Source organism: Streptomyces sp. CA-106110 (genome assembly GCF_050936285.1).
Taxonomy (GTDB): Bacteria; Actinomycetota; Actinomycetes; order Streptomycetales; family Streptomycetaceae; genus Streptomyces.
Genome location: NZ_JBNJNB010000001.1, coordinates 7,751,102 through 7,778,066, shown reverse-complemented (window position 1 = coordinate 7,778,066; position 26,965 = coordinate 7,751,102). Strand labels below are relative to the sequence as shown.

22 protein-coding genes are annotated in these 26,965 nt (G+C 69.3%); 10 read left to right on the top strand and 12 right to left on the bottom strand.

Translation table 11 applies throughout. From position 1 onward, the window contains the following. Positions 1–45: 45 nt before the first annotated feature. Positions 46–1,806 carry a phosphate ABC transporter substrate-binding protein PstS gene (gene pstS, locus ACQEXA_RS35800; protein WP_433132085.1) on the bottom strand — a complete coding sequence of 587 codons (1,761 nt, stop codon included), beginning with the start codon at positions 1,804–1,806 and terminating at the stop codon, positions 46–48. Between the two features lie 597 nt (positions 1,807–2,403). Here pstS and ACQEXA_RS35795 point away from each other — a divergent pair. Then, entirely contained in the window at positions 2,404–3,288 is an 885-nt protein-coding gene (locus ACQEXA_RS35795; RefSeq protein ID WP_432927895.1) for a GNAT family N-acetyltransferase, read from the top strand. Between the two features lie 249 nt (positions 3,289–3,537). Here the strand turns inward: ACQEXA_RS35795 and ACQEXA_RS35790 are convergent, their stop codons facing one another. After that, positions 3,538–3,981: an MscL family protein gene (locus ACQEXA_RS35790; RefSeq protein ID WP_359399149.1), complete on the bottom strand. Its 444-nt coding sequence runs from the start codon at positions 3,979–3,981 to the stop codon at positions 3,538–3,540. Between the two features lie 527 nt (positions 3,982–4,508). Next, complete coding sequence (locus ACQEXA_RS35785) at positions 4,509–4,946, bottom strand: GNAT family N-acetyltransferase (RefSeq protein ID WP_433132082.1); 438 nt, start codon at positions 4,944–4,946, stop codon at positions 4,509–4,511. A gap of 989 nt (positions 4,947–5,935) precedes the next feature. Here ACQEXA_RS35785 and ACQEXA_RS35780 point away from each other — a divergent pair. Continuing rightward, complete coding sequence (locus ACQEXA_RS35780; protein ID WP_432927899.1) at positions 5,936–6,736, top strand: SDR family NAD(P)-dependent oxidoreductase; 801 nt, start codon at positions 5,936–5,938, stop codon at positions 6,734–6,736. Positions 6,737–6,774: 38 nt separating this feature from the next. On the opposite strand, the gene ACQEXA_RS35775 is transcribed toward ACQEXA_RS35780, so the two are convergent. Both ACQEXA_RS35775 and ACQEXA_RS35770 read right to left on the bottom strand, forming a co-directional pair. After that, positions 6,775–7,395: a TetR/AcrR family transcriptional regulator gene (locus ACQEXA_RS35775; RefSeq protein ID WP_359399155.1), complete on the bottom strand. Its 621-nt coding sequence runs from the start codon at positions 7,393–7,395 to the stop codon at positions 6,775–6,777. 320 nt (positions 7,396–7,715) lie between these two features. Next, complete coding sequence (locus ACQEXA_RS35770; protein WP_432927902.1) at positions 7,716–8,477, bottom strand: SDR family oxidoreductase; 762 nt, start codon at positions 8,475–8,477, stop codon at positions 7,716–7,718. Between the two features lie 189 nt (positions 8,478–8,666). On the opposite strand from ACQEXA_RS35770, the gene ACQEXA_RS35765 reads away from it, so the two are divergent. Next, positions 8,667–9,548, top strand: a complete 882-nt coding sequence (locus ACQEXA_RS35765) for a helix-turn-helix transcriptional regulator (protein ID WP_432927904.1) — start codon at positions 8,667–8,669, stop codon at positions 9,546–9,548. Between the two features lie 163 nt (positions 9,549–9,711). Here the strand turns inward: ACQEXA_RS35765 and ACQEXA_RS35760 are convergent, their stop codons facing one another. Beyond that, on the bottom strand, positions 9,712–11,151 hold the full coding sequence (locus ACQEXA_RS35760; RefSeq protein ID WP_433132080.1) for an MFS transporter: 1,440 nt from the start codon (positions 11,149–11,151) through the stop codon (positions 9,712–9,714). A 391-nt stretch (positions 11,152–11,542) separates the two neighbouring features. Here ACQEXA_RS35760 and ACQEXA_RS35755 point away from each other — a divergent pair, with 391 nt between their 5' ends. The 4 genes from ACQEXA_RS35755 to ACQEXA_RS35740 all read left to right on the top strand — a co-directional run bounded on the left by ACQEXA_RS35755 (position 11,543) and on the right by ACQEXA_RS35740 (position 18,794). Continuing rightward, on the top strand, positions 11,543–11,866 hold the full coding sequence (locus ACQEXA_RS35755; RefSeq protein WP_432927908.1) for a hypothetical protein: 324 nt from the start codon (positions 11,543–11,545) through the stop codon (positions 11,864–11,866). Between the two features lie 48 nt (positions 11,867–11,914). Further along, entirely contained in the window at positions 11,915–14,542 is a 2,628-nt protein-coding gene (locus ACQEXA_RS35750; protein ID WP_432927910.1) for an AAA family ATPase, read from the top strand. A 548-nt stretch (positions 14,543–15,090) separates the two neighbouring features. Beyond that, entirely contained in the window at positions 15,091–17,301 is a 2,211-nt protein-coding gene (locus ACQEXA_RS35745; protein WP_432927912.1) for a SpoIIE family protein phosphatase, read from the top strand. A 401-nt stretch (positions 17,302–17,702) separates the two neighbouring features. After that, positions 17,703–18,794 (top strand): PP2C family protein-serine/threonine phosphatase, encoded by a 1,092-nt coding sequence (locus tag ACQEXA_RS35740; RefSeq protein ID WP_433132078.1) that lies wholly within the window; start codon positions 17,703–17,705, stop codon positions 18,792–18,794. Positions 18,795–19,240: 446 nt separating this feature from the next. Here the strand turns inward: ACQEXA_RS35740 and ACQEXA_RS35735 are convergent, their stop codons facing one another. Together ACQEXA_RS35735 and ACQEXA_RS35730 are read right to left on the bottom strand one after the other, a co-directional pair. After that, a complete protein-coding gene (locus ACQEXA_RS35735) occupies positions 19,241–20,317 on the bottom strand; it encodes an alpha/beta fold hydrolase (RefSeq protein WP_432927915.1) in 1,077 nt (358 codons plus the stop codon). A gap of 248 nt (positions 20,318–20,565) precedes the next feature. Beyond that, complete coding sequence (locus ACQEXA_RS35730) at positions 20,566–21,318, bottom strand: maleylpyruvate isomerase family mycothiol-dependent enzyme (protein ID WP_432927917.1); 753 nt, start codon at positions 21,316–21,318, stop codon at positions 20,566–20,568. A 649-nt stretch (positions 21,319–21,967) separates the two neighbouring features. Between ACQEXA_RS35730 and ACQEXA_RS35725 the strand changes: the two genes are divergently transcribed. Then, positions 21,968–23,194 carry an IS110 family transposase gene (locus ACQEXA_RS35725; protein WP_433129981.1) on the top strand — a complete coding sequence of 409 codons (1,227 nt, stop codon included), beginning with the start codon at positions 21,968–21,970 and terminating at the stop codon, positions 23,192–23,194. A gap of 194 nt (positions 23,195–23,388) precedes the next feature. Here the strand turns inward: ACQEXA_RS35725 and ACQEXA_RS35720 are convergent, their stop codons facing one another. After that, positions 23,389–23,889 carry a Dps family protein gene (locus ACQEXA_RS35720; RefSeq protein ID WP_432927919.1) on the bottom strand — a complete coding sequence of 167 codons (501 nt, stop codon included), beginning with the start codon at positions 23,887–23,889 and terminating at the stop codon, positions 23,389–23,391. A 172-nt stretch (positions 23,890–24,061) separates the two neighbouring features. Here ACQEXA_RS35720 and ACQEXA_RS35715 point away from each other — a divergent pair, with 172 nt between their 5' ends. Further along, positions 24,062–24,286 carry a cold-shock protein gene (locus tag ACQEXA_RS35715; RefSeq protein WP_432927921.1) on the top strand — a complete coding sequence of 75 codons (225 nt, stop codon included), beginning with the start codon at positions 24,062–24,064 and terminating at the stop codon, positions 24,284–24,286. A gap of 97 nt (positions 24,287–24,383) precedes the next feature. Here ACQEXA_RS35715 and ACQEXA_RS35710 read toward each other — a convergent pair whose 3' ends face one another. Together ACQEXA_RS35710 and ACQEXA_RS35705 are read right to left on the bottom strand one after the other, a co-directional pair. Then, complete coding sequence (locus ACQEXA_RS35710; protein WP_432927923.1) at positions 24,384–24,755, bottom strand: hypothetical protein; 372 nt, start codon at positions 24,753–24,755, stop codon at positions 24,384–24,386. A 106-nt stretch (positions 24,756–24,861) separates the two neighbouring features. Then, a complete protein-coding gene (locus tag ACQEXA_RS35705) occupies positions 24,862–25,152 on the bottom strand; it encodes a hypothetical protein (RefSeq protein WP_432927925.1) in 291 nt (96 codons plus the stop codon). A 440-nt stretch (positions 25,153–25,592) separates the two neighbouring features. Here ACQEXA_RS35705 and ACQEXA_RS35700 point away from each other — a divergent pair, with 440 nt between their 5' ends. Then, positions 25,593–26,258, top strand: a complete 666-nt coding sequence (locus ACQEXA_RS35700; RefSeq protein WP_432927927.1) for a class I SAM-dependent methyltransferase — start codon at positions 25,593–25,595, stop codon at positions 26,256–26,258. 213 nt (positions 26,259–26,471) lie between these two features. Here the strand turns inward: ACQEXA_RS35700 and ACQEXA_RS35695 are convergent, their stop codons facing one another. Next, positions 26,472–26,816, bottom strand: a complete 345-nt coding sequence (locus ACQEXA_RS35695) for a helix-turn-helix transcriptional regulator (protein WP_432927929.1) — start codon at positions 26,814–26,816, stop codon at positions 26,472–26,474. Positions 26,817–26,965: the final 149 nt, after the last annotated feature.

Sequence of the window (26,965 nt, the reverse complement as noted above, 5' to 3'; positions counted from 1 at the left end):
CGTCTCGGCTGAGCGACCGGCCGTCAGCTCTCCTGCGGATTCGGATCAGATGACGGTCAGCGTCAGGACCGGCGTATACGTACCGGGCAGCGTTGAGGTCGGTGCGTCGAGGTCGAGGCCAGCCCCGACATCCGCGACGCCGGGGCCGATGCCGGTGGCCAGCGTCCGGGCGTCCTTGAGCCCGCTGCCGTCGCCGGGTACGACCAGGGCCCCTGCCGTGACGGACTGGACGTTGCCGCGGTCGACGATCGCGGGGGCCCAGGTCAGGCTGCTCCCGTCGATGATGCTTCCGGCCGGGCCGGTGAAGTCGCCGACCTGGCCGGAAGCCGTCCAGCCGATGTTGCCGGGACGGGTGTCGCTGACGGTGACCGGGGTCATCTGCCCCGAGGTGTGGAGGAACTCGCCCGACGAGTCGAGCACCGGACTGGGCAACTCGACGTGCGGGCTGCCCGCGATGGAGATCGCCAGCGCCCCGGGCTCGAGGGTCGTCGTGATCGACTGCGTCACGCCGGGGGCGGTGCCGTCGCACGGAGAGCTGCTCACTCGGTCGCAGGCGGACGGGTAAGGGGCCGTCTCGAGAAGCGTGTTGGTGCCGTCGGTGGAGAAGGTGGGGTTCTGGCAGCTCTTGATGTCGATGCTCTGGACGTCGACCCCGGGGATCCTGCGGACCTGCTTGAGGCCCGCCTCCACGAGGTTCCTCGGCAGCGGCGAGTAGCCCAGGTTGTCCACGTGCTGCTGCCCCTGGCAGAGGAAGTAGTACGCGAAGGCAACGAGCGTCTTGCCCTTCTGGTTGTTGAAGTTCGACTCCAGCGCGGTCGGGATGATCATGTACGTGTAGGTGGAGAGCGGATAGGCGCGCGGGTCTGTGTCGTTGTAGACGTCGTCGAGGATCTGCGTCAGATAGTCGGGCGAGGAGGGGTCCTCGTTGATCCGCGCCTTCAGCAGCGCCACCGCCACGTTCGACGCGGTCGGCTCGACGTAGTACCCGGCCTTGTTGAGCACCTTGGCCACCGGGAAGCCGGTCGTGTACACCGCGTACGAGTACTCGACGTACGTGATGGTGCCCTCATTGCCGGCCTGCGCCACATAGCCGGAGACACCGTTCGAGCCCGCCAGGCTGACGAAGCCGCTACCCGGCACGATCGGGTAGGTCGAGGTCGCCCCACACGGGGTGCTGCTGCCCGCGCGACGGCAGTAGTCGTCCCACAGCGACGGATACTGCTTGCTCATCCAGGTGCTGAACTGCGCCGTGGGGCCGGACCTGTCGGAGCGCACCACCGGGACGACCGGGCGGGCGGGCAGCGCGGAGGCGAGCGCGGGGTTGTCGGCCTTGATGGCGGGGTCGTTCCAGGTCGTGATCTGGCCGGTGAAGATCTTGGCGATGACCTCGCCGGACAGCCGCAGGTTGGTCACCCGCTTGCCGCCGATGGTGAGGTTGTACATGAACGACGTACCACCGGCCACGACCGGCATGTACGCGTACTTGCGGGACGGCGCCGAGTCGACGACGCCCGAGTCCTTGAAGCCGTAAGGGATCTCGGAGACGGCGTAGTCCACGGTTCCGTTGCGGAACTGGTTGCGGCCGTCCGACGAGCCTGTGCCGATGTAGTTCACGGTCATGCCGTACTGCTTGACGTTGGCCCGCCACTGGTCGAGAGCGTTCTGGCTCCAGGTGGAGCCGGCACCCGCGATCGGCACGTAGGTCGCGGCGCTTGCTGGGGTGGCGCCGAAGAAGAAGGCGGCCAGAAGGAAGAGAGCAGTGACGGCTCTCAGGCGTGCGAAGGGTGCCGGAGGCAATCCGAGCATGGCTGGTGACTCCTGGTCCGTGTGGGTGAGTGCGGGCCGTGGTGGTGGAGCGGTTACTCAGTGCCTGGGGTGGTGGTTGCGGACCTGAGGTGGGCTCACCTGCTCTTGCCCTCGGCATCCCGCGCGAGGCCTGCACGCGCCGGTGCCGCTGATCGCCGACCGCTTCCAATGCGCCATCGGTCCCCCCTTGTCACGGAGCACGGTGCCCGTGCCCGCAGCGCGATCGAGGGCCCCCTGAGCCTCGATTGCATCGCGCAAGAGTGCGCGCCTCGCCGCAACCCGGGGCGACGGACAGGTAAAGGACGAACAGCGAACACACCAACGCCGGGTCCGCGGTGGTCGGGGTTTCTGCCGGTGTGCCGCGAAGTTGGCATGGTGGGCGACCGAATCCGCCCGACCCGTACGGCTGGTGAGGGAGCGGACCACCACGCCGCCCGCGAGGTGGCCGAGCAAGGCCATCCCGAGCGGCATCGCGCGACCTACCACCGCGCGCACGGGGTCCGCCACTTCCACGGCTGCTGGACACCAGGGCCGCTTCGGACAACGTCTGCCACGTAACTCGTGTGCGAAGGCGCCGTGTTCGCGAGATCGTGGCGTATGGCCTCAGACGCATACGACTGGCACTTCACGCAGGACGTGGAGGAGTTCCTCGACCGAGCCGGAGCGTTCCTCTGGTCCGAGCCCGCGCTGCACACCGTCCAGCTGACGGTCACCGACATGGTGCGTACGAACGGGATCACCGCGTACGGCGAGGAGGCGCCGTACTTCGGTCGGCTCGTGGGCGGTGACGGCACGGTGCGCGCCACCGTCATGCGCACGCCCCCGTTCCAGCTCCAGCTCACCGCTCTCCCCGACAGGGCAGCTGACGCGCTGGCGGTACGGCTCGTCCAGGACGGGAGAGCGGTCCCGTCGGTCTTCGGTCCGGCGGAGGCGACCGCCGAGTTCGCGGCCGCCTGGGAGCGTCGCACCAGGGCCACGGCCCGGCTCATGATGAGCCAGCGCCTCTACCGTCTCGGCACCCTCACCCCGCCTGAGCCCGCGCCACCCGGGTGCGCCCGCGCCGCCGGGACGGACGACCGCGAGCTGATCGCACGGTGGTACGACGAGTTCTGCACGGACATAGGCGCGGAGACCCGGCACGACCCCGAGCGCTGGGCCGAGAGCCGGCTCGCCCAGGGCGGGATCGTGCTGTGGCAGACCCCCGACGGCACGCCTGTCTCCATGGCGAGCGCCCCGCCCGAGGTCGCCGGGCAGGTCCGCGTCGCCATCGTCTACACCCCCGCCCCGCTGCGCGGCCGCGGCTACGCAGGGGGCGCCACCGCCGTGGTCAGCCAGACCGCGCTGGACTCGGGTGCCAAGGAGGTCCTGCTCTTCACCGACCTCGCCAACCCCACGAGCAACGGCCTCTACCAGCGGCTCGGTTACCGTCCGGTGGCGGACTTCGCGACATACGAGTTCGGGGACGGCACCACGAAGGACTGACACCGCCTCAGGGCCACGGCAGGCTCCTGGCCACGTATGACTCGACCATCCCCACACCTTGGCACACCTGCCCGTCGCGTGCCCGACCGGGCGGCGATGAGCGGGAACCCACGGGGAACCAGAGGTGCCGGCACCACTCCTCACATGTCCGCAACGTCGCAGCTGAGGAAGCAACCGCGTACAGCGTCTTCCAAACCGGCACTCCAGGTAGTGACCGCACAGGGAATCAGTCGTGGTCTTCCCGTCCGATCAGGGTCGTGGCGTTCCGGTCGCCCGCGGCTGCTCGGTGCCGCAGTGCCGACACTTGGTAGCAGCGGCCGGCAGGTCCTCGGACAGACAGGCCGGGCATGTCTTGACGGGCCCCGGCTCTCCGAAGACCACCGCACCGCGCCGCGCCGAATAATGCTTGTACGGTACGACGATGAGGAAGTAGACGACGGCCATGAAGATGATGAAGTAGATGACTGCCGAGATGAAAGAACCGATATCGAGGTACGTGGTCTTGTTGCCCGCTTTGCCGAGTTGCCATCCCAATCCGACTGAACGGCTGCCCTGAGCACGCGCAATGATGGGATTAATGACAAAATCGGTGAATGCCTTGATCAAGGTGCTGAAAGCCAATGCGACAATGAGGCCTACGGCTACGACGATGACATCGCCGCGCATCAGGAAGTTCTTGAAACCCTTGAGCATTCCCGGCTCCTCGCGATAGGCCCCCCGAGCGGGGCAGGGCAGCACGCTACATTCTTCGGCATGCCTTGAGCGTTACGGCGCGGACGCAGGAGGCACTCTTCCCTCGGCCGCCGAAATCCACCGGCGACCGGCACGCCAATTGGACGAATGATCACAACCGGCCAGCCGGGACAGAGGTGGATGTGGTGTCTCGGGCGGGAGAGCTGAGGCTCCCGATGGCAGCGTGGACCTCTATGGTTCCTGGCCGGAAGCCCCGGCCAGTCGGGGTGCGGCTGACATCCACGGCTGACTCATCAGCAAGTGTTCAGTGAGGCTGATGCGAGCGGCCAACATCGCGCCTTCCGGAGCCGGGGGAACGTCGATGGACAGGCACACAAGTACCGCCGGATCGAACTCCTAATAACGCGGTGATCAACTGGTCAGCCGCGATCCGCATACGGCGTCTTCCAACACGGGTGCTCCAGGGCTCCCTCACGCCGATTCTTCACTGGACCATTAAAAATCCGCCGACATGCAGCCGACGCCCTCTACCCGTCGATCGGGAAGCGGTAGACCGTCGACTGCCTGGCTTGGAAACCGAGACGTTCGTACAGCCTGTTGGCCGCCGCACGATCCGGCCTGGAGGTGAGGTCCACAGTCCGAGCATCTGCCGTCTCCGCGATTCGCAAGGCTTCCCGCGTGAGGAGTCCAGCGACTCCCCGGCCTCGCGCAGCACTGTCAACGACCACATCTTCAATGCGGCCCCTCACACCAGATGGCAAGGGCAACAGCACCAGGGTCAGGGTGCCGACGATCGCCTCGGACGTCCGCGCGATGAGCACGGTGTTGGCATCACACGTCACCATCCGGTCGACTGTCTCGAAGTCGAGGGGCTTGGCCGTCGATGAGAGCTGCGGCAGAAGTCGGCTAAAGGCATCGACAAGTTCCTGAGTCGCTGCCCGGGTGATCTCTACACGCACGTCCATGCCGGGAGCCTATCCGTCGCCAGACACAGCGGCGGCACTCTCGGAGCTAGCGCCCACGTCATGATCAAGGTCACTCAGTCGTGCCACAAGCGCGCCAGATCGAGGGCTGAACCAGGGGGACCCGCGGTGGTGGGGAGAACCGAACAAGATCGACCCCTCACCAGACTTGCTGGTCAGGGGTCGGTTCCCACTAGCGTGGCGGCGCCAACCCCACATCGGCCCCACTGGCACACCCTCGACGGTGCGCAGGTGCGTACTGCCCTGCTCGATCTGGTCGTCCAACTCGGCCTGCACTTGCGCCAGCGAGGCCAGACCCCCGGGTCATGACCCTGACCCTGACCCCTGAAGTTCGCCGGCAACACCCAGTGGGAGAAGACTCGCCGCCTGCCGGAGGTGTCCGCACCTGAAGAAGACCTGTGCAGCCTGGCCTACCAGCCGATGGACGCCGCCGAGCTGCAGTGGGGACGCCTAACAGGGCTCATCTTCATGGCGAGGACCTCATAGACGCCGGCCAGGCCGCCCAGCAGATCTGCCTCGATCACGCACGCGAGGCCCGCCTGGTCGCCGATGAGACCACGGATGGCATCCGCGCCAAATACGGGCCAGGCGCAGTCGGCTGCGCCGAATACATGTCGAGGTTCCCGGCAGGGAGGGTCAGCCGCCGTCCGGTATCTCGGGAGGATCACCGGCCGCTTCACCGGGTGGATCCTCAGCCGCCCGGAGCCCCTCACCGAGCCCGAACACTGCCGGCTCAAGACCGTCCCCACACATTGCCTCGAACCCGATCCCCTCACCCGGCACGTCCGCTCCTTCGCGGCGATGCTCACCAAGCGCCAGGGCGAACGCCGCCGGCCTGCTCGACCCCGGTCGGCAGGGCCCGGGCCTGTCCCGTTCCGCAAGAAGTCTACACCTGTATACTTATGGGAGAGAGACTTCGCATCACCGCAGAGTGCGGCGTACGAAGCGGGTCCATGAGAGGGAAATACGAGATGAATCTCAACCTGACCGGTAAGCGCGCGCTCGTCACAGGTTCGAGCGCGGGGCTCGGCGAGGCCACTGCGAAACTGCTGGCGGCCGAGGGGGCCGCGATCGTGGTCCACGGCCGGGACAAGGACCGCACGGAGAAGGTCGCGCGGGAGATCCGCGAGGCCGGTGGCACGGCCGTCACGGTCGTCGGTGATCTCGCCGACGACCGTGCCGCCGCCGACGTCGCCCGGGCCGCCACCGCGGACGGCCCCGTCGACATCCTCGTCAACAACGCCGGCTTCTACCGGCACCTGTCCTGGGCCGAAGCCACCCCCGACGAGTGGCGCGACACCTACAACGTCAACGTCGTCTCAGGCGTCCGCATGATCCAGCACCTGGTCCCCGCCATGCGCGAACGCGGCTGGGGTCGTGTCGTCACCATCGGCGGGGGACTCGCCTCCCAGCCGATGAACACCCACCCCCAGTACAACGCCACCCTGGCCGCCCGGCACAACCTCGCCGTTTCCCTCGCCCGCGACCTCAAGGGCACCGGCGTCACATCGAACATCGTGTCCCCCGGAGCGATCCTCGTCGAAGCCACCAAGGACCTCGTCACCAGCATCGGGCCCGCCCGCGGCTGGGGCCGGACCTGGGACGAGATCCAGCCCAACGCCGTCCAGGCCCTCATTCCCAACGACCAGGAACGCTTCGGCGAACCCGATGAGATCGCCGCAGCCGTCGCCTACCTGTGCAGCGACTACGCCCAGTACGTCAGTGGAGCCACCATCCGCGTCGACGGCGGACTCATCCGCTCCGCCTTCTGAGCCAACACCCCGCCATCCCGCGTGCCGGCGACGGACGGCTACCCGTCGGTGCCGTCGAGACCGGTTCCGGGCACAGAAGTGCCACCCGCCTCGCGGATGACCGGTTCGAGCATGTCGGCGAGGAGGGCGGCGAGGCGGCCCTCGTCGGCCGTGACGAGGGGGGTGGTACCGACGACGCTGCGCAGCAGCCACGTTCCGGCGACCAGCGCCAGGGCGAGCTGCGCGCGGACGTCGGCGTCCGATCCGTCGAGCAACCCCGCGAGACGGGCGCCCACATGGGTTTCCACACCCTGCCGGACGATGTCCGCCGCCTCCGGATCCGGTGCCGAGCGCAGCAACAGGAGAAACGGGTCGAGCCGCTCGGCGCCGAACGCGGTGCGCTCGGCGAGCGTGTGGGCGATGGCGCCCGACAGACCGGTGCGTTCGTCGCCGACGACGGTCGGCGGGGCGAAGGCACGATCGACGGCCTGCGCGAACAGGCCCTCCTTCGAGCCGAAGTAGCGGTTGATCATCATCGCCGTCACACCCGCCCGCTCGGCGATCTGCCGCACCCCGGCCCCGGCGTATCCGTGCTCGGTAAACTCCACGACCGCGGCGGCGAGAATCGCCTCGCGTGTCGCGGCGCCGTCGCGCTTGCGGGCAGGATGTGCAGTGCTCATGGTCAGGAGCATACGGGGCGCTGATGCGCGGATTTCGGGACCGCGGAGCCACGATCGGAACGCTGGACGGGGAAGACCGGGCGAAACATGCGGCGGCCCACCGGCGCCCCGCCGGCGTAACTCAGAGTGGCCACACCACAGAAGTTGGGCCAGAACCAACGTAGATGAGCGCTGACGGTTCAGAGCACTCAGCAATCCCCCCAGGTCGCCGCCCACTCGCCGGCCAGGTCACTGTTGGGGTCGAGATCCTCGGGCTTGCCCGTAATGCCGTGGGCGTCGAGGAGTCGACGCTCGACCCCGCCCAGAGGATGAGCGCGTGGTCAGCCTTGGCGGCCGGGGAGCATGGCCAGGGCCTGGGAACGCTGTGCGACGAGGTCGTCGTAGGTGCCGTCGCGCTCAGCCCAGCGGTGCATGAGGACCCGCTCGACCAGGATCTCGTCGGGGGTGAGGTCCTGTGAGAGCAACTGCATGACCTCGGCGGCGAAGTCGTCGAGCGGCAGTGCGTGCGGGTTCACCTTCTCCTGTCCTGCTGTGGCGACGGCCGGGGGAACGAGCTCGACGACGCCGACGCCCGTTCCGTCGAGTTGCACGCGCAGTGCCTCGGAGTAGGCGTGCACCGCGGCTTTCGAGGCGGCGTAGGTGGGCATCGGCGGGAACGGCAGGAAGGCGATGCCGGAGGTCACGGTGATGAAGGTGCCGGCGCCGCGTTCGACCAGGTGCGGGGTGAAGGCGTCGATGACCCGGATGGTGCCGACCAGATTGGTGTCGATCGTCGTCTGTGCCGTCTCGAAGTGCGCGGAGTCGCGCAGGTCCTCCAGGAGCATGACGCCCGACATGGTCACCACCGTGTCCAGGTCGGGGTACTGGGCGAGCACGGCGTCACGGGCACGTGCGACGGAGACACCGTCGGTGACGTCGATGCCGAATGTGCCGAAACCTTCTCCGGCGAGTTCCGAGAGCGCCTTGGGGCTACGGCCGCCGACGGCCACGGTGCTGCCCGCCGCGGCGAACCGGCGGGCCAGTTCCCGCCCGATGCCCGAGGTCCCGCCGACGATGAGAACGGTGCGGTTGGAGAGATCCACGAGATCGTCCCTTCAGTTCAGGGCGCCGACGGCGTTCAGGCTCGCGGCGCATTCAGCGATGCACTCTGTCCTTCACAAAGAGTGATGCCACAAGTCTTGACGGCATCCGCCGGCTGTAGCAGTGCCCCCGTCTTCCCTGGTCCTGCCAGGGCCCCCTCTGAAGTGCGCGCACCGCATTACGGTGTCGGTATGAAGGATGAGGAATCCGACAACCGGCTCGGCAGCTACCTTCGCGCCCGGCGTGAGCTGGTCTCCCCGGCACAGGCAGGGCTCCCGGCCGGCGGCATCCGCCGCGTCCCCGGCCTGCGCCGTGAGGAAGTCGCGCTGCTCGCCGGAATCAGCCCCGACTACTATCTGCGCCTGGAACGCGGCCGCGACAAGAACCCTTCGCCTCAGGTCCTCGAATCACTCGCGCGCGTCCTGCACCTCGACGACATCGAGCGGACGTATCTGCTCGGCCTCGTGGCAGCCCGCCCGAGGACGCCGCGCCGCCGGCGACCCGAGCACGTACCGGCACGGGTGCACCAGCTCCTCGCCCACCTTCAGATCCCCGCGTTCGTCGAAGGACGCGCCTTCGACGTCCTGGCCTCCAACCCGATGGCCCTCGCGCTCTCCCCGCGACTGCGGCCCGGCGAGAACCGGCTCCGTTCCCTCCTCCTCGACCCTGAGGAACAAGCCTTCCACCAGGACTGGCCGAAAGCCGCCGCCAGCTTCGTCGCCGCGCTTCGCACCACCATCGGGGACGACATCGACAACCCCCGGTTCGTCGAACTCGTCGGAGAACTCGCCCTGTCCAGCCAGCGGTTCCGCACCCTGTGGGCCCGACACGACGTCCGCAACCTCGACGGAGGCACCACCACCGTCAACCACCCCGTCGTCGGTGAACTACGGCTCCACCGCGACAAACTCCCTGTAGACGACGTCATCCTGGTCATCTACTACCCCGACAAGGGCAGCGACAGCGACGAGAAACTGCAACTCCTCGCCGCACTCTCACACACCGAACCCGCCGAACCCACCGACACAGCACACAGCAGGCCGGCAGACACCCCGCGCCCGAAGTCACCCTGACGAACACCGGCCGTCCGGCGGCGCAGCCAGAATGACCGCGCCACCATTTCCGCCATCCGCGGACCGCCCCGGTGCCCTGGCCATGAGCCGTCCCCGACGCCGTGTCGCACAGGGGCAGCAGGCCGCCGGGCGGGGCGGGCAGGCCGGGCAGGGGCGACCAGCCTCACCGCCGTGCGGACACGTTCCCGGGAGTGGACTGCACCGCTGCCTCCGGTTCCGGTGCGGGCCTCGAGCGGAGGGCCAGGCAGCCCAGGGCGAAGCCGAGCAGGGTGTCGGCGACCGTCAGCCAGGCTGCGATGTGCATACGGCCGGTGAACCCCGCGCCGTTGAGGACCGTCCCGATGACCGCTATGCCGAACAGGGCGCCCGCCTGACGCGCGGTGTTCTGGACACCGGAGGCGAGCCCCGACTGGTGGGCGGGAACGGTGGAGATGACGATCGAGGTCAGCGCCGAGAGCACGAAGGTGCTGAACACCCCGAGCAGCAGCATGCCGACCGCGGGAAGCACGTAGCCGCTGCCGTGGTCGGTCACGGCGAACAGCGCACAGCCTGCGGCCGTGCCGACGAAACCGATGATCAGCATGCCCATGTGCCCCAGCCGTCGCGCGAGCCTCTTGTAGAAGAGGAAGGTCGCCGAGACCGTGCCCAGCGTGGCGGGCAGGAGGGCGACCCCGGTCGCGGCCGGGGACCAGCCGCGGGACTGCTGGAAGTACAGCGACAAGGTGAACAGAGAGCTGTAGAACGCGAAGCCCATCAGTGCCGCGGAGACCACGGCCGTGGTCCGCTGCCGGTGGGCGAAGAAGCTCGGCGGCAGCAACGGCTGCGCGACCCGGCGCTGGCTGACCACGAAGGCCACCGCTGCCAGGATGCCGAGGGCCCCGGGCAGCAGCGTCGACAGCGAGCCCCAGCCCGCCGAGCCGGCGGTGATGATCGCCGCCGTCACCAGGCCCAGCGCCAGGATGGCCAGCACCTGCCCCGCCCGGTCTGCCCGGGTGCCGAGCTGGCGGGGCGTCTCGGCGATACTCGCCGAGATGAGGAGGAGGGTGACCACGCCGATCGGCACGTTCACCAGGAACACCGACCGCCAGCCGAACCAGTCGACCAGCACACCGCCGACGAGCGGGCCGGCCGCAATGGCCAGGGTCGAGGTGGCCACCCACGCCACGGCGGCGCGCTGCCGCCTCTCGGCGTCCGGGAACAGGTGCGGGATGAGGGCGAGGGTGGAGGGCAGGAGCGCCGCCGCGCCCAACCCCTGCAACACCCGTCCCGCGATCAGCACACCGGTGGCCGGTGCGGCGGCGCAGAGCGCAGAGGCGGCCGTGAACACCGTCAGACCGCACAGCAGCAGCCGCTTCAGACCGATGCGATCCCCCAGGGCGCCGGCCGTCAGCAGCAGTGCGGCGAGCACGAGCGTGTAGCCGTTCACCGTCCACTGAACGCCTGCTATCGAGGTGTGCAGGCTGCTGCGCAGGTCGGGCAGCGCGACGTTCAGGATGTTGGTGTCCAGAATGATCATGAAGTAGCCGAAGCAGATCGCGGCGAACCCGAGCGTCGACCGCTTGGCCGTCGAAAGTCCCGGCGTGGGTGTCCTCAGTCCTGGCACGGGTGTCCTCCCGGAGTCGTGTGCCTTGTTTCCGGACCTCACCCTCGCGGCCCGCGGTCGTGCTGCGCGTCGGTCACCGTGACTGGTGCGGATGATGACCGGCCAGGGACAGTCGAGATGACTGATGCGGCGCCGGTGCGGACGCGGCATCGTGGCGAGCACACCCGATGAAGGCAGGAGGGACGACAGTGCAGGCCACACCGAACCCGTACGACGACACTGCGGCGTCCGGGCATCGTCCCGTACCACCGCGTCCGGCGTGGGCGACCGGCGCGTCCCGTTCCGCCGGGGCGTGGAATCCCGACCCCCGGCCATGTGAGGCAGCCCCTTCGGCGGCCCGTCTCGTCTTCGCGGCGGACCGTGCCGCCCGCGACGTGAACGGCCCGGCGGCGTGAATCCGCTGCTCATCGCCTACGACGGCACGCCGCGGGTGGTGGAGGTGGCGGCCACCCTGGTGGCGGGTTACTCCGCCGTCCTCCTGGTTTCCACGCGGGACGGGGACGCCGCGCGTGCGGACGATCTCGCGCGCCGGGGTGCCGTGCTGGCCGCGAGCCTCGGGATCAAGGCGGTGCCGTGTTCCAGGGCCGGCGACGGGCCGCCGTGGCAGGTGATCGCCCAGGTCGTCAGGGAGACCCGGGCCTGGATGGTGGTGGGCGGACGCGAGGCCGAACCGCTCATCGGCCACGTGGCGTGCCCAGTGCTGGTGGTGCCGTGAGCGAGGAGACCCGCAGGTGTGGCCGCCGGCTCTGAGAAAATGCCTCCCGTGACAGGTGACTGTCTGTTCGGCCGCGACGCGGAGAAGGCCCGGCTCGACCTTCTGGTCTCGCGTGTGCCCACCGAAGGCAGCTCCCTGCTGCTACGGGGCGAGGCCGGTTACGGCAAGACGGCTCTGCTGGACTACGCCGCCGCCCGGGCCGAGGCGCAGGGGCTGCAGGTGCTCCGGGCCGGCGGCGCCGTGTCCGAGTCCGATCTGCCCTTTGCCGTCCTCCACCAGCTGCTGCACCCGGTCGTCGGCCGGCTGGACGACCTGGTGCCGGTGCAGCGCGAGGCTCTGGGTGCCGCCCTCGGGCTGGTGGCCGCCGATCCGGGCGGGAACCGCTTCATGATCTCCGTCGCCGCGCTCACCCTGCTCAGCGACGTCGCACCGGTCCTGGTGATCATCGACGACGCGCAGTGGCTCGACCGATCCTCGGCCGACGTACTCCGGTTCGTCGCCCGTCGGCTGGCGGGCGAACGCATCGGCCTGCTGATCGCCGGCCGCAGCGGCCAACCGTTCGACGCGATCGCTCTGCCGGAGCTGGCCGTCGGACCACTGGACGACGAGGCGTCACAGGCACTGCTGGCGGCGACCGCCGGCCGTCGGCTCGCGGCAACGGTACGCGACCGGCTGCTGGCCGAAGCGGCGGGGAACCCGCTCGCGCTCAGCGAGTTGCACGCCAGTCTCACCGAACAGGAGCTGTCCGGCGCCGTGCCCCTGGCGGACCGGCCGTTCTGGGCGACCCAGCTGACCACGGCTTTCGTCCACCGCGCGCAGCAGCTGCCGGGCCCGACGCGCACTCTGCTCCTCCTGGCCTCGGCGGACAGCGCACTACGGCTCGACGAATTGCTGGCGGCCGGCGCAACACTCGGCGCAACGGTCACCGACCTGGCCGCCGCCGAGGTCGACGGTCTGGTCGCCGTCCGCGGGGGCTCACTCGTCTTCCGGCACCCCCTCGTACGTTCCGCGGTCTACCAGAGCGCACGGTTCCTGGAACGGCAACGGGCACACCTGGCGCTGGCCGATGTACTCGCCTCCGATCCCGACCGGAGCGCACGGCACCGGGCCGCCGCGGCCGCGGGAAATGACGAGCGGACGGCGGCGGACCTGGAGGCCGTCGCGGAACGGGCACAGCGGCGAGGTGCCCCCGCCGAGGCCGCCGCCGTGCTCGCCCGTGCGGTCGAGTTGTCCCCCGCCCCGGCCGATGCCGCCCGGCGGGGCGTCCGGGCCGCGGAAATGGCCAGGCTCTCGGGGCGCCTGTCCTGGGCGCGTACCCTCGCGGACGCGGTACCGGCGCTCGACGCCGACGCCCCGACCGCGGCTCGACTCGCGCACACACTGGCGGCCATCCGGAAGGAGTCCGGGGACCTGGCGAGCGCCTGCCGGACGGTTCTGGGCGCATCCGCCTCCGCCGTCGACCCGGGGACGGCCGCGCTGATGCTCTCACGCGCCGCCTTCTACGCCTGGAACGCCGGCGACGAGCCACTGCTGCGGGAGGCGTGCGGACGATTGCGGGGGCTCGATGCCGCTCCGTGGCGCAAGGCGGCGGCGGTGCTCGACGGGGAGGAACCGCCGAACCCGCAGCCGCCGTCGGAGGACGTTCCGGCATGGGCCCGGTTGATGGCCGCCTATGCCTCGTGGACCGCCGGCGAGCGGATCTGGACGCCCCCGGCCGTGACACGGGTCGTCGACGAACTGCGCGCCGCAGGCTCCGTCGGCGAGCTCCAGGTGGGGCTGGAGGTCCTGGCCGAGGTGGAGGCCGAACGGGGGCGGCCGGAGAACGCCCGGCTCGCCGCGGACGAGGGGCTGCGGCTGGCCGAGGAGATCGGCGGGGAGCTCCACCCCCAGATCTTCCGTTCGCTGCTGGCTGTGCAGGCCGCCCGCTCGGGGGACCGGGAGACGGCGACGGCCATGGCCCGGGCGGCGTACGACTGGGCGGCGCCGCGGCGCGTCGCGGGTATCGCCGGGCGTGCGATGTGGGCGATGGGCTTGTCGGAGCTGGCCGGTGGCGACCCGCTCGCGGCGCATCGCCACCTCGTCCGGATCTTCCGGAAGGGCGACAGCGCGGCGCATCGCTCCATCGCGGCGCGGGCGCTGGCGGACGCCGCGGAGGCGGCCGTTCGCGCCGGTGCGTCGACGGAGCTGCCCGCGGAGCTCCTGGCGTCGGAGACCTCTCTGGGACTGCGGGCACGCGCCCTCGTGCACCCCTCGCCGGAAGCCTTCGCGGCCGCTCTGGACGCGGCCGGATCAGCACGATCGCCATTCGAGGAGGCCCGCACGCGTCTGGCCTTCGGTGAGTGGCTGCGCACGGCCAAGCACGTGAGGGAGGCCAAGCCCCTGCTGCGTGAGGCCTTGGAGGCCTTCGAGACGCTGGGAGCCGCCGACTGGGCCGGCCGTGCCCGTCTGGCGCTGCGTTCCGCGGGTGAAAGCGCCCCCGTGCGCGATGCGCGCCTGGCCGGACTGCTGACTCCGCAGGAACTCCAGGTCGCCAGGCTCGCCGCGCAGGGACTGTCGAACAAGGAGATCGGGGCGCAGCTCTTCCTGTCCCACCGTACGGTGGGGCATCACCTCTACCGCCTGTTTCCCAAGCTGGGTATCGCGAACCGCTCCGAGCTGCGCCGCCTCGACCTGTGATCTCGGGCATCCGCTCCCGGCCAGCCACGGATCGACGCCGCGAGCCCGGCGGACCCCGCCCGGCCGCAGGTCTGCGGCTCCACAGACCCGCAGGCCCGTAGACCCGCAGGCCCGTAGGCCCGTACTGCGCTACGCCCACTGTGGTTGCCGGCCCCCGGACGGACTGGCTTCCCGCGCGGCGCGCGCCCCGCGGCCCGCGCCCGCGTCGCGGGGCGTCGCCGGCCAAGAACCCGGGCAGCGCGGACGGCGTAGGGAGGCGGGACAGCAGAATCGGCTACCCACCCGCATCGTGCACGTGGTGGCGAGCAGCCACGAGGACGGGGCAGGCAGGGCAGCAGCTGCGGTCACCGCGCGGGGGCGGACCTGACCTGATTACCCTGAGTGCAAGGGAACGCCGCTGACCGCGCCGCCGGTTACATGAACTGCGGGAGCGCGGATCCGGAGCGAGTGGGCCCGGAAGGGCTTCGGCCTTCCCGGCGATGGCTCTCCTGGCGAACATGCCAAGTCCCCCAGGGCGCTCCGGCTGCAGAAGGTGTTCCAGCGTCTTCTTGCCGAACCAGCTGACGCCGAACGACGGGACCAGTGGGATGGGGATTCCGGGCGAGGCATCCGCGGACAGCCGTGGTGCGGATCTGCGCGAGTGGCTGCTGCGGTTCGAAGAGGATCAGGCCATCCTGGACGCACTGTTCATCCAGTCGCCGATGGGTGTGGCCGTGTTCGACACCGAGCTGCGCGTGGTACGGGCGAATCACGCGCTCGAACGCATCCACGGGATTCCCAACGCCCGGCTCCTCGGCCACCGGCTCAGTGAGGTCCTGACCGACATGGACACGGCCGCGATGGAGAGCCGACTCGCCACGGTTCTGGAGACAGGCCTCCCCGTCGTCGGCTCTGTGTACCGCGGCCGCACACCCGCCGATCCCGGCAGAGACCACGTCTGGGAGACGTCCTCGTTCGCGCTGACCGGCCCGGACGGCCAAACCCTGGGCGTCACCGACACAGTCGTCGACATCACCGACCGCCACCGCACCCGCGAGCGCCTGGCCCTGCTCGACGAAGCCGCCGCCCGCATCGGAACGACACTCGATGTCACGCGCACGACCCAGGAACTTGCCGATGTCCTCGTCCCGCGCGTCGCCGACCTCGCGTCGATCGACCTCCTGGACGGCGTGGCGGCGGGCGAGGAGTCCCCGCCCCCAGGCCCAGGACTGGTCACGCTACGTCTCACGGCGCGCAAGGCCTCCCGTCCGGAAATCACCGAAGGGCTCCGGCAGATCGGACAGGTCCAGGACTTCCCCGTCGGCTCGCCCCACATCCAGAGCCTCGCCGACGGGCAGCCCATGCTGCTGTCGACCATCGACCCCGAGGTCGACTGGATCCGCAACTCCCCCGACCCCAGAACCCGGAAACTACTGATGCACGGGACGCATTCCCTCATAGTGGTGCCCCTGCGCGCCAGGGACACGATCCTGGGAGTGGCGCATCTGTACCGCACAGCGGCCCGCCCGGACTCCTTCGAACCCGACGACCTCGTTCTCGTACAGGAGTTGGTCGCTCGCGCCGCCGTCTGTGTGGACAACGCCCGCCGCTACACCGGCGAGCGCGACGCCGCCGTCACCCTCCAGCAGAGCATGCTCCCGCGCAGCGTGCCGGACCAGAGCGCGGTCCACGTCGCGCACCACTATCGGCCCGCCCGCGCACACGCCGGAGTGAGCGGCTGCTGGTTCGATGTGATACCGCTGTCCGGCGCCCGCGTGGCCCTGACCGTCGGGGACATACCCGGCACGGGCGTCGAGGCCACCGCCTGCATGGGGCAGATCTGCTCCGCCGTACGTACCCTCGCACAACTGGACCTCGCCCCCGACGAGGTGCTGGCCCGGCTCGACGACATGGTTCCGCGCCTGGTCGAACGCGAACACACCGCGGGATCCCCACCCATCGTGGAGAAGCTGGTCGGTGCCACGTGCCTGTACGCGGTCTACGACCCGGTCTCCCGCCGGTGCGTCATGGCGAGCGCCGGACACCCCGCACCCGTCGTCGCCGATCCGGCCGACCAGGTCCGCTTCGCCGAACTGCCGTCCAACCAGCCGCTGGGCCAAGGTGACCCCGTCTTCGAACCCCACGAAGTGGAGCTTGCCGAGGGAAGCGCCCTGGTGCTGTACACCCAAAGCCTCGTCCACGCTTGTCATGCGGACCGCACGCTGGAGGAGCGGCTCGGCGCGATCATCACGCAGTCCCGCCGTTCACCGGACGAGATCTGTCGAGCAGTTGTCGACGCGGTGACCCCTCACCTGGCGCCCCAGGACGACTTGGCGCTGCTGCTCGCCCGCACCCGTACGCTCGACGCCGAACAGGTCTTCACATGGGACGTGCCACCTGATCCCACCGCCGTCGCCGACGCCCGTTCGCTCGCCCTGCGCCGGGTCCACGAGTGGGGTCTGGACGGCCTGGCCTTCAGCACCGAACTCATCATCAGCGAACTGGTCACCAACGCCATCCGCCACGGCACCCCACCGATCCGCCTCCGGCTCATCCGCGACCGCATGCTGATCATCGAGGTCAGCGACGCCAGCAGCACCTCACCGCACATCCGCCGGGCCGCCACCACCGACGAAGGCGGACGCGGGCTCTTCCTCGTCGCCCAGTGCTCCCACCGCTGGGGAACCCGCTACCACGCCACCGGCAAGACCATCTGGGCAGAACAATCCATGACCGACAGCCCTCTCGCCGCGTCGCACCGCGGCCCGGAGAAATTCTGAGGGTCCGGACAGCGCGCCTGCCGCCACCGACGACAACGCTGCCACCCGAACAGTCGACAGCGGTCGGGGAGGCATGCGACCAGTCCAAGTACACCGCTGGACGGCGTCGACGGACGACGGGGGCAAGCGCGCACCGACGAATACTTACGGCGAGAGGCACGGCCCCGCCCGGGAACCGCCGCTACAGGCCGGACTCACCGCTCTCGACAAGGGGGCCGGCCCGCCCGAGGTCCGCTCGAGGGCGCTCCACGACGACCGGGAAGGGGCCCTTGGAGCCATTGGGTGACGGCCACCGCGTGGCGGGACGAGGCGTGGGCGAGGCGGGTGAGGTGAGAGGGCGGGCAGGCGGGCGGACAGTTAGCCTGACCGGCCAGGAGCCCCCTCGACGTCGGGAGCAGCACGTGGCAAGGCTGGGAGTGTGGAAGTGGGCGGGAGAGCACGGCCGCCTGCTGCCGACCGTCCTGCTTCTCTTCGCCGTGTCGATGGACCTCGGCACGCCACCCACCGTCAGCGCTTCGGCCCTCTACACGGTTGCGATCCTGGCGGCCGCCCCCCTGCTGTCCCTGCGCGGCACCATCCTCACCGGGGTGAGTGCGTTATTCCTCGACTGGGCCATGTTCGTCAATTTCGGCTATCGCCAGAGTGCGATCGCCTTCAGCGAGCTGAGCATGGTCGCGACAGTCACCGTGATCGCGGCCTTCCTCAATCGCCTCTTGTACCACCGGGAGATGCAGCTTCGGTCCGTACGCGATATTGCAGCCGCTGTTCAGCGTGCCGTCCTGCCGCACCCGCCGGAGAGAATCGGTCCGCTGCGCTTCGCCGCACGCTACGAGGCTGCTCAAACGGATGCGCAGATCGGCGGGGACCTCTACTCGGTGGTCGACACGCCGTTCGGCGTGCGCTGCGTGATCGGCGATGTGCGCGGCAAGGGGATGGGAGCCGTCAGGGCGGTCGCGGTCGGCATCGGGACTTTCCGAGAGGCAGCCCAGCAGGAGCCCAGCCTGATCGGCCTCGTGGAACGGCTGGAGCGGGCCGTCGCTCTCGAGGCACGGCAGTCGGGGAGTACGACCGAGCTCGAAGGGTTCATCACAGGCGTGTTGGCGGAATTCCCCCGGTGGGGAAAGGAAGTCCGGTTGGTCAACCGAGGACACCCGGCGCCTCTGCTGTTCCTGGGAGACACAGTGCAGTACGTCGAGCCCGGTCGGCCCAATCTGCCCCTCGGCCTGGCTGCCCTCGGTACCAACCCCGAGTGCGTCGACACGGTGACGTTCCCCGAAGGGGCCAGTCTGCTGCTCTACACCGACGGACTCACCGAAGCCCGGGACGAGACGGGCACCTTCTACGACCCTGTCGGCAGGTTCAAGGGGCATCGGCATCCCGGCCCGGAAGCCCTCCTTGACGCCCTGCTTGCCGACGTGTCCCGGCACACCGGTGGCCAGAGAACTGATGACTTGGCGCTGCTGGCCATTACCCGGACACCCGACAACGCTTGACCGACGAGCGCTGGCGGCCGGCACTCCGACGTCTGGCGGCGTCGCCTCTCACTGACGGGGCTGCAACAGCCCGGGTGCTGACGGCCGTACCAACAGCGTCATCACGCGGGCCGGCGCCGCTCGCTGTCTCAACACCACTCAGCTCAGCGGCCGTTCAGGCAGGCTCGAAGAACGGCTCGGGCACGGACTGTCGCCCGCACGCGAGGTTCCCCAGGGGATCAGCCCTCCCGTCGTCCCGGGCACGGTCAACTGGCCTTGGTTCTGTGACGACCGGACCGACAGCTGGGCGTGGATCCCTCGCCGGGGCGCAGCGGCGGCTGCCGTACAGCAGCGGAGTACGGCAACCACAGCAACAGACCACCACCGACCCCTGGCACCCACACGACCCGCCTCCCAACCGCTATGACCTTGCAGCCGAGAGGAGGCCGGGCGTGGGGTGCCGCGTCTCACCCTCGGACGCGGTACGGGGCAAGGAACGTGGTCAGCGCCCCCAGCATCTCCTCGGGTGCCTCTTCGGCGACCCAGTGACCACAGCCGGGAATGACCAGGCTCTGCACGTCGTCCGTGACAGCCCTCATCGTGATCGCGGCCCCCTCACCGATGCTTGCCGCTCCGCCGATCGCCAGGACGGGCATGGTCAGCAGGCCGGCCTTCTGGCGTTCCACGTTCTGCGCGAGCGTGGTGTCGAACGCGCGGTAGAAGCTGAAACTGCCGCGCAACGCGTCGGGGCTGGAGGCAAGCGTTTGGACGTAGAACTTGACGGCGTAATCGGGCAGTTTCTTCACGGCGTTGGTGTCGAACTCGAAGCCGAAGAAGATGTCTTCCCGTCCCCTGACGAGCTGCTCATTGATTTTGGCGAGCCGGTTGAACCCGATGTGCCACACCCTGTCGTTGAGCCACTCGGGGCCGAACAGCGGCGGTGAGACGCTGATGCCCGGGAGGGGAGCCTCGGCGACGACCAGGCGGTCGACCCGCTCCGGGTGGTCCGCGGCCAGGGCGTAGGCGATGGGCATGCCGGTGTCGTGGCCGACCACGGCGAACCGCTGGTGGCCGAGCGCGTCCATCAGCGCGGCCAGGTCGCCTGCGATGGTGGCGGTGTCGTATCCGTCCTGGGGCTTGTCGGTGAGGCCGACGCCGCGCTGGTCGACGGCGATGACGGTGAAGTCCTTGGCCAGCGTGGGCATCAGCAGGCGCCAGGCGTACCAGGTCTCGGGCCAGCCGTGCACCAGCAGCAGCGCCGGCCCGTCGCCTCCGATGACCACGTGCTGGCGCAGTCCGTTGGCGTAGACGAACCGGCTGGTGAACGTCTTGGTGAACCCCGGCGGCAGATGCGGCGCCTGCGAGACGGAGCCCGGGCCTTCCACACCGCCGTCCGTCGACCATCCGTGGCGGGATCCTGCTTCTGCTGCTGCAGCCGACTGGGTGGGGAGCACGCCGAGGGATCCGGCGGTCGCTGCGGCCATCGCGGCGGCCGAGGTGGAAAGGAACTTTCGCCGCGACTGCGGCGGGATCGCTTCAGACACGGTAGACCTCCTGTGTTGTCTGGCTTGCATGTAAAGGCGAAATGTCAGAGGTGGAAGCGCCGGCGGCTCATCGGAGCGGCAGCGCTCATCGCCGCGGCTTCGAACGCGCTCCCACAGACGGATCGGCCACTGTGTGACAGAGGGCGTCGGTGATCAGAGCGGTGGGCACGGCCGGGTGCTCCAGCCCCGACTGGGCCGGCTGACGGCTGGCGGGCCGAACGCTGTTGACGGTGGATCAGGTAAGCCGGTCAGAGCGTCAACGTGGCCGTGAGCAGGGCGTCGGCCGCGGCGATGTCACCACTGATCCACTCCGGGCTCGCCGGCTGCCGCTTCCACAGGGCCAGCAGCAGCTCGGCCGCAGTGACCTCCACCGCGGCGGCCGCGGGTCCGGATTCCACGGGCCGGGTCCGCGGGATGTCGCCCGGCTGGATCAGCCAGCCGTGACCGGTGTCGGTGGTGCGCAGCGCCACGGGCGCCGGCAGCGGCTTCAGCTCGCTGCCGCCCCAGACCATGGGAACCATCACGGCGAACACCTCGTCCACGCCGTCGGCTGCGATCAGCGGATCGACGTGCACCTCGGCACCCGTGGCCAACTGGGCGTCGACCAGGTGGACCGCCGTATCCATGGCCACGCGACGGAACCAGAACGCCGCGACCGCGTCTTCGATGCCGAACGCCCAGCACGGAGCGGCCGGATCGGCCTCCTCCAGGGCGGCCAGCAACAAGGCCGCCCCCTCGGCGTACCAGTCGGTGATCTGCTCCCCCTCCGCCGGGGCGAACTGTTCACGGCACAGCTCCCCGGTCCGCACCACCGCCGCCGCGAAGCGGTACGCCTGGCCCAGATGGGTGCCCAGGTCGTGCAGGCTCCAGCTGCCGCAGGTGGGCACGGGTGTGCCCGGGTCGGCGCTGCGCAGCAGCGACTCGAATGCCGCCACCTGCTTCCGCAGCACGGCCCGGTAGGTGTCGGGGGCGAGCGGCAGCAGAACGGGGGACTGATTCACAGCGATCTCCAGTGGGACGAGTGACTGGCGGAAGCACCTGCTTCCGCTGCCCTTGACCGAGACACTCATCAGGATGACGGCAAACATCCTGACCGGCCGAGGCAAGCATGCACCCCTGGGTTGGTTTTTACAAGCCTGGTTCTATGGACTCGGGATATGAGGCTGCCCAAGGCTGATCAACGTCGGCCAAATGCAAGCCAGTTGATCGAATCTCGGGAAGCAGATCGGCCGTAGCCGCACGGTCCAGTGCCAGCCGGCGACGGAAGTGTCATCGCGTCGAGCGGCGCCTGATCTCCGTCTGTCTAGCGGCACGCCCGGCCGGCTTGAACCCTCAGGGGAAGCCCAGGTCGAACACGCCTGGACCGCTCCCACCGAGCCCGGCCGGCGCGTCGTACTCACCACATCCGCCTAATGGGACGTGCCGGGTCGGTGAGACTCGGTGCCGTAGCCGCCAGCAGGTGAACACTTCAACCGCCGGAAGCATCCGACTTCTGTGGTCAGACCGTGCCCCTGCTGGTCGGCCGGGAGGCCAGACCGTTGATGGGGTGGCGTGCCCGCCCCACAGGGCGTGAGCACTGGATCCATTAGGCCGCGTGCCGCGCCTTCCGCAGGCTGCAGAGGAAGCGAAGTTCCTGACCAGGAGGATGAGTTGCTGCTGATCGGCGATGACTGGGCCGAAGACCACCACGACGTCGAGGTCCAGGACGAGGCCGGCCGGAAACTGGCCGCCGCGAAGCTGCCCGAGGGCGTGGAGGGGATCGCGAAGCTGCACGAGCTCGTCGCGAAGCACGGCGGTAAGGACCTGGAGGCCGTCGAGGTCGTGGTCGGGATCGAGACCGACCGCGGTTCGTGGGTGCAGGCCCTGATCGCCTCCGGCTACCAGGTCTATGCGATCAACCCCAGGCAGGTCGCCCGGTTCAAGGAGCGGTACGCCTCCTCCGGAGCCAAGAGCGACAAGGGCGACGCGCACGCGCTCGCGGACATGGTCCGTATCGACCGGGACCAGCTACGGCCGGTGGCCGGGGACAGCGAGCAGGCGCAGGCCGTCAAGGTCGTCGCCCGTGCCCACCAGACCCTGATCTGGGAACGCACCCGCACCTTCCAGCGGCTGCGCAGCACGCTGCGCGAGTACTTCCCCGCCGCCTTGAACGCCTACGCAGACCTCACACTGACCAGCACGGACGCGCTGGAACTGCTGATCAAGGCCCCTACCCCGGCAGCCGGGGCGAAGCTGACCCGCACTCAGATCACCGCCGTGCTGGCGCGCGCCCGGCGCCATCACCGGGACGCGAAAGCAGCCACGATCCAGACCGCGCTGCGCGAGCGGCAGCTCGGCCTGCCCGAGCCGGTCACGGCCGCCTACGCGGCGACCGCCACTGCCCACGCCCGGCTGATCATCGCGCTGAACGAGCAGATAGTCGAGCTGGAGGGACGGGTGAAGGCCCATTTTCTCGCGCACCCGGACGCTGAGATCTACCTCTCGATGCCCGGCATCGCAGAGATCACCGGCGCCCGGGTGCTCGCCGAGTTCGGAGACGATCCCACCCGCTACACCAGCGCAAAGGCCCGCAAGAACTACGCCGGCACCAGCCCGATCACCCGGGCCTCTGGCAAGAGTCACACCGTCCAGGCCCGCTACGTCCGCAACAACCGGCTCGCCGACGCGCTGCAGACCCAGGCATTCTCCGCCCTGCGCGCCTCGCCCGGAGCCCGCCACTACTACGACAAGCAACGTGCCCGCGAGGCCGGTTACAACCCGGCTCTGCGGCAGGTCGGCAACCGCCTCGTCGGCATCCTCCACGGATGCCTCAAGACCCGAACCCTCTACGACGAAGCGACCGCCTGGTCGCACCACGCCCACCCCCATGCCGCTTGACACCAAACGACATGGGGTGTCTGACCACCACACGTACGACGACGTTCGAGCGCGACGAGCGGCCAGGACCGCCGATACAGCAGGGGAACCGAGGCGTGTGACGGCAGTTGTCCGGCTGTCATCGGATCGTGCGCCGACAAGCAGGTGTTCTGCGACTCCCCCGGCTCCCCTTCCAGAGGCAGCGCAGGGAACGGTCAGACGATTCGGTTCTCCGCACTGACCATCCAGGCGTACTTCTCCAGGGAGTCAATGATCGCGTGCAGCAGGTCGACCGTGGAGGGATCCTCGCTGTCGACCTGGTCATGGTGGGTGCGCAACGTGTCGACGGTGGCGCGCAGACGCGTGGTGACAAGATCGACGACCGCGCTCACGCTCAGCTCGCCCTCCGGGAACGGGGGGAGCGTGGTGGTCGTGGCCACGGTGTCGGAGCGGCCGTCCGGCCAGGTTCCTAGAGCGCGCATGCGTTCGGCGATGGTGTCGGCCGACTCCCGGGCGTCGTCGACGATCTCGTCCAGTTGAAGATGCAGATCCCGGAAGTTGTGGCCGACCAGGTTCCAGTGGGCCTGTTTCCCCTGGAGATGCAGTTCGACGAGATCCACCACGATCTGCTGCAACGCTCGGGCGAGCCGTGGCGAGGCCGTGAATCCGGTGACGTCGGTCTCCGAGCGTCGGGAACCCCCAGGAGAAGCGGTCATGGCGTGTCTCCTTCAGAAAGCACCACACAGCAGACCCCCTTGAACAGGAGGCCTGTTCATCTACGCGATCAACCCTACGTAGGCCTCCTCGTGCCGCCACTGCGCCTGATCCGGCCGGGCGGACATCCGAGCGGTACGTGCCGCCGCAGACAGAGCCCGTAGGGTTCCACCCATGGTGACTGCGACTGTCCGCGAGTGGAGCGACGAGGAAGGATGGGGCGTGCTCGACTCACCCGAGACGCCCGGCGGCTGCTTCGGCCACTTCTCCGCCCTCCAGATGACCGGCTTCCGCACACTGTCGCCCAGACAGCAGGTGGACCTCACCTGGGAAGCCCCCGGCTTCGAACAGGACGGGTACGGCTACCGCGCAGTGAACATCGTGCCTCGGCCTGCCTGACATCCGCATCCGGCTGTGAGGGTGTCGACGGAGCCGCCTGAGGTCTGCCCCTTCATCTGACCAATGCGTGCTGCCCGGTTGACCGACGGCATGCCGATCACTCGAGGGAGATCAGGCAGGAGACGAAGACGAACGCGGCGAACCAGCCGGTGAGCGCAGCGATTGTTCCGATGGCCCAGGGCCATTCGAGCTCCCACCGGGCGACCGCGCGCCACAGCATGTAGACCGAAGCGAGGAGTGCCACGGCCAGCCCCGGAACGCCGAGGACGAGTGCGGCGAAGAGCCAGGTGTCGTGAGGGTTGAGTTCGCAGCCGAAGCCGATCCCCTCGCATCGGCCCGCGGAAACCGACGTGGGGAGCTGCGTCCACCACAGGGTCAGTCCGCCGATGAGCAGGCCGTACCAGGCAGCCATGAATGCCAGACTCCGCCAGACGAGGGTCCGCCTGGCTCCGTGTGGAATCGGGTTCACGATCGTGAGCGTACCCAGCCGTCCGGTGCGTACCCGCCGGCGTACTCACTCGCGCTGAGCAGGATCATTGCTCGCGACCCGGGCGTACGCCGTGCGCTCCTCGGTGTCATTCGCCGGACGTGCGGCCGGCCCGCCTCTCCAGGCGCATCGCGTCTCGGTGGCTTCTCACCGCACTGCGCATCCACACCGCGGCTACGAGGAACACCAGGCCGGACACCACCGCCAGCCCCCAGGACGCGTACGCGATGCCAAGGACGCACCCGGCCAGCCCGATCAGCGCGACGAGCACGCTTCTCCAGGCCGTCCACAGGACGCCCCGCTGCGCATTGTCGAACAGCATGCCGCCCACGCCGAAGCTGGTGACAGGACCGTTCTCGCTGTTCTCTCGTTTCGGCATCCCGGCAGCGTGCCGCCTCAAGACGTGGGTGTGCGTTGACGCCCGTCCAAGGCCAGCTGTCGATCCGGCGGCGGCTTCGCTCCCGTCTGGCAACGCGCTGGTGAGCGCGGTGGCTGTCAACAGGCTGATGCGCGAGGGGCGGTGGGTTCTCAGGCCGGACTTCATGAGGGTGCCTTTCGCGAGCGGAACGGACAGATCGCGGGCACCGCTCCCGCGCGCCTGGGCGGAACGCGCCGTGGCGGCAGGGAAGTTGCAAGCGAAAGGTTGCAGTTCGACAACTGACGGATGTTCTGCGCGTGCCACCTCTACGCGCATGGCCCACGTGTTGTCGGAGCTGCCCCACCCGCGGGTCCCTGCGGGATTCACGGGACTCGGCACTGACGTTCCCCACTTGGATCGCCGCCGGGGCCACTGTCGGTGCCCCCGTCTAGATTCACCGCGTGACCGAGTCCTCCTACCTCGCTGCGGTCCGGGAGTCGTACGACACCGTGGCCGCCGCATACACCGCTCGCGTGAAGACCCCCGCCGAGCTGGACCCCTTGTCCCGCTCGATGCTGGCCGCGTTCGCCGAACTCGTACGGGCCGATGACCGCGGCCCGGTCGCGGACCTGGGGTGCGGCCCCGGCAAGGTGACGGCACACCTGGCCGGCCTGGGAGTTTCGGCATTCGGGATCGACGTGTCGCCGAAGATGATCGAACTGGCGCGAGAGGCCCATCCGGGCCTGCGGTTCTCTGTCGGTTCGATGACGGCGCTGGAGCTCGACGACGGAGTGCTCGGCGGGATCCTGGCCTACTACTCGACTCACCACACGCCGCCGGAGTTGCTGCCGGTCGTGTTCGCGGAGTTCCATCGCGCCCTGGCGCCCGGTGGGCATCTGCTGCTGGTCGGTCATGTGGGGGACGGCGAGCAGGTGCGTCCCACCCACGCCTATGGCGGCCACCCTGTCTCGTACCGGTCCTATCTGCTACCGGTGGACCGGATCGCCGAACTGCTGGACCAGGCCGGGCTCGTCGTCACCGCACACCTGGTGCAGCGGCTCGACGAAGGGAGGGAGAGAACGATCGCCAGCTTCCTGGTCCGCAGACCGGAGCTTCCCGGTGCTTGAGATCAAGGCCAGGGACGGGCTCAAGCCCTTTCTGGCCGCACCTGCCGAGATCCGGCCGGTCGAGCGAATCCCCCTCGGCGATCCCGCCAAGGGCGTGATCCAGTGGCGACCCGGCCCCCTCGGGCCGTCACAGCGGAGCCCGTCGATGCGGTGTCCGCGCGGGGGGCCCGCGGACCACGGCGGCCGGGGCCGCCCCGACGCCACCACCCGGCGTTACTGCTGTGCACCCATCTGCATGCTCGACGTCGTACCACGGTCGGCTTCGTCGTGGACCAGCAGGGAGAGCAGGGACGCCACGGTCAGACCGGCCTCGGCCGGATGCCGCAGCACCTTGCCCGGCTCGATGCGGTAGGTGTTCGTGCGTCCCTCGCGCATGTGCGACAGATAACCGTCCTGCTCAAGATCGGAAATGATCCTCTGAACGGCGCGTTCGGTGAGCCTGCAGTGAGCAGCGATGTCTCGGATGCGGACGTTCGGGTCATCAGCGATGGCCGCCAGCACGCGTGCGTGGTTGGTGACGAACGTCCATCCGCTGTGAGGTTCAGGCACTCCAACCATGGGTGAATCTTACGGTTCACCCTTGGCTGCAGTCGAATACGTGACATATATTTCGTGCAAGCAATGACGTGTTCGATCGTGGGAAGACCCCGCGACGGAGGATGACCGGGTGTCCTGGGGAGAGACCGTGATACCGGAGCACGCCTCGG

Bases quoted from the DNA above. Each gene is read 5' to 3' on its own strand.
- pstS (WP_433132085.1), bottom strand. From the start codon at position 1,806: ATGCTCGGATTGCCTCCGGCACCCTTCGCACGCCTGAGAGCCGTCACT.
- ACQEXA_RS35795 (WP_432927895.1), top strand. From the start codon at position 2,404: ATGGCCTCAGACGCATACGACTGGCACTTCACGCAGGACGTGGAGGAG.
- ACQEXA_RS35790 (WP_359399149.1), bottom strand. From the start codon at position 3,981: ATGCTCAAGGGTTTCAAGAACTTCCTGATGCGCGGCGATGTCATCGTC.
- ACQEXA_RS35785 (WP_433132082.1), bottom strand. From the start codon at position 4,946: ATGGACGTGCGTGTAGAGATCACCCGGGCAGCGACTCAGGAACTTGTC.
- ACQEXA_RS35780 (WP_432927899.1), top strand. From the start codon at position 5,936: ATGAATCTCAACCTGACCGGTAAGCGCGCGCTCGTCACAGGTTCGAGC.
- ACQEXA_RS35775 (WP_359399155.1), bottom strand. From the start codon at position 7,395: ATGAGCACTGCACATCCTGCCCGCAAGCGCGACGGCGCCGCGACACGC.
- ACQEXA_RS35765 (WP_432927904.1), top strand. From the start codon at position 8,667: ATGAAGGATGAGGAATCCGACAACCGGCTCGGCAGCTACCTTCGCGCC.
- ACQEXA_RS35720 (WP_432927919.1), bottom strand. From the start codon at position 23,889: ATGACCGCTTCTCCTGGGGGTTCCCGACGCTCGGAGACCGACGTCACC.
- ACQEXA_RS35715 (WP_432927921.1), top strand. From the start codon at position 24,062: ATGGTGACTGCGACTGTCCGCGAGTGGAGCGACGAGGAAGGATGGGGC.
- ACQEXA_RS35705 (WP_432927925.1), bottom strand. From the start codon at position 25,152: ATGCCGAAACGAGAGAACAGCGAGAACGGTCCTGTCACCAGCTTCGGC.
- ACQEXA_RS35695 (WP_432927929.1), bottom strand. From the start codon at position 26,816: ATGGTTGGAGTGCCTGAACCTCACAGCGGATGGACGTTCGTCACCAAC.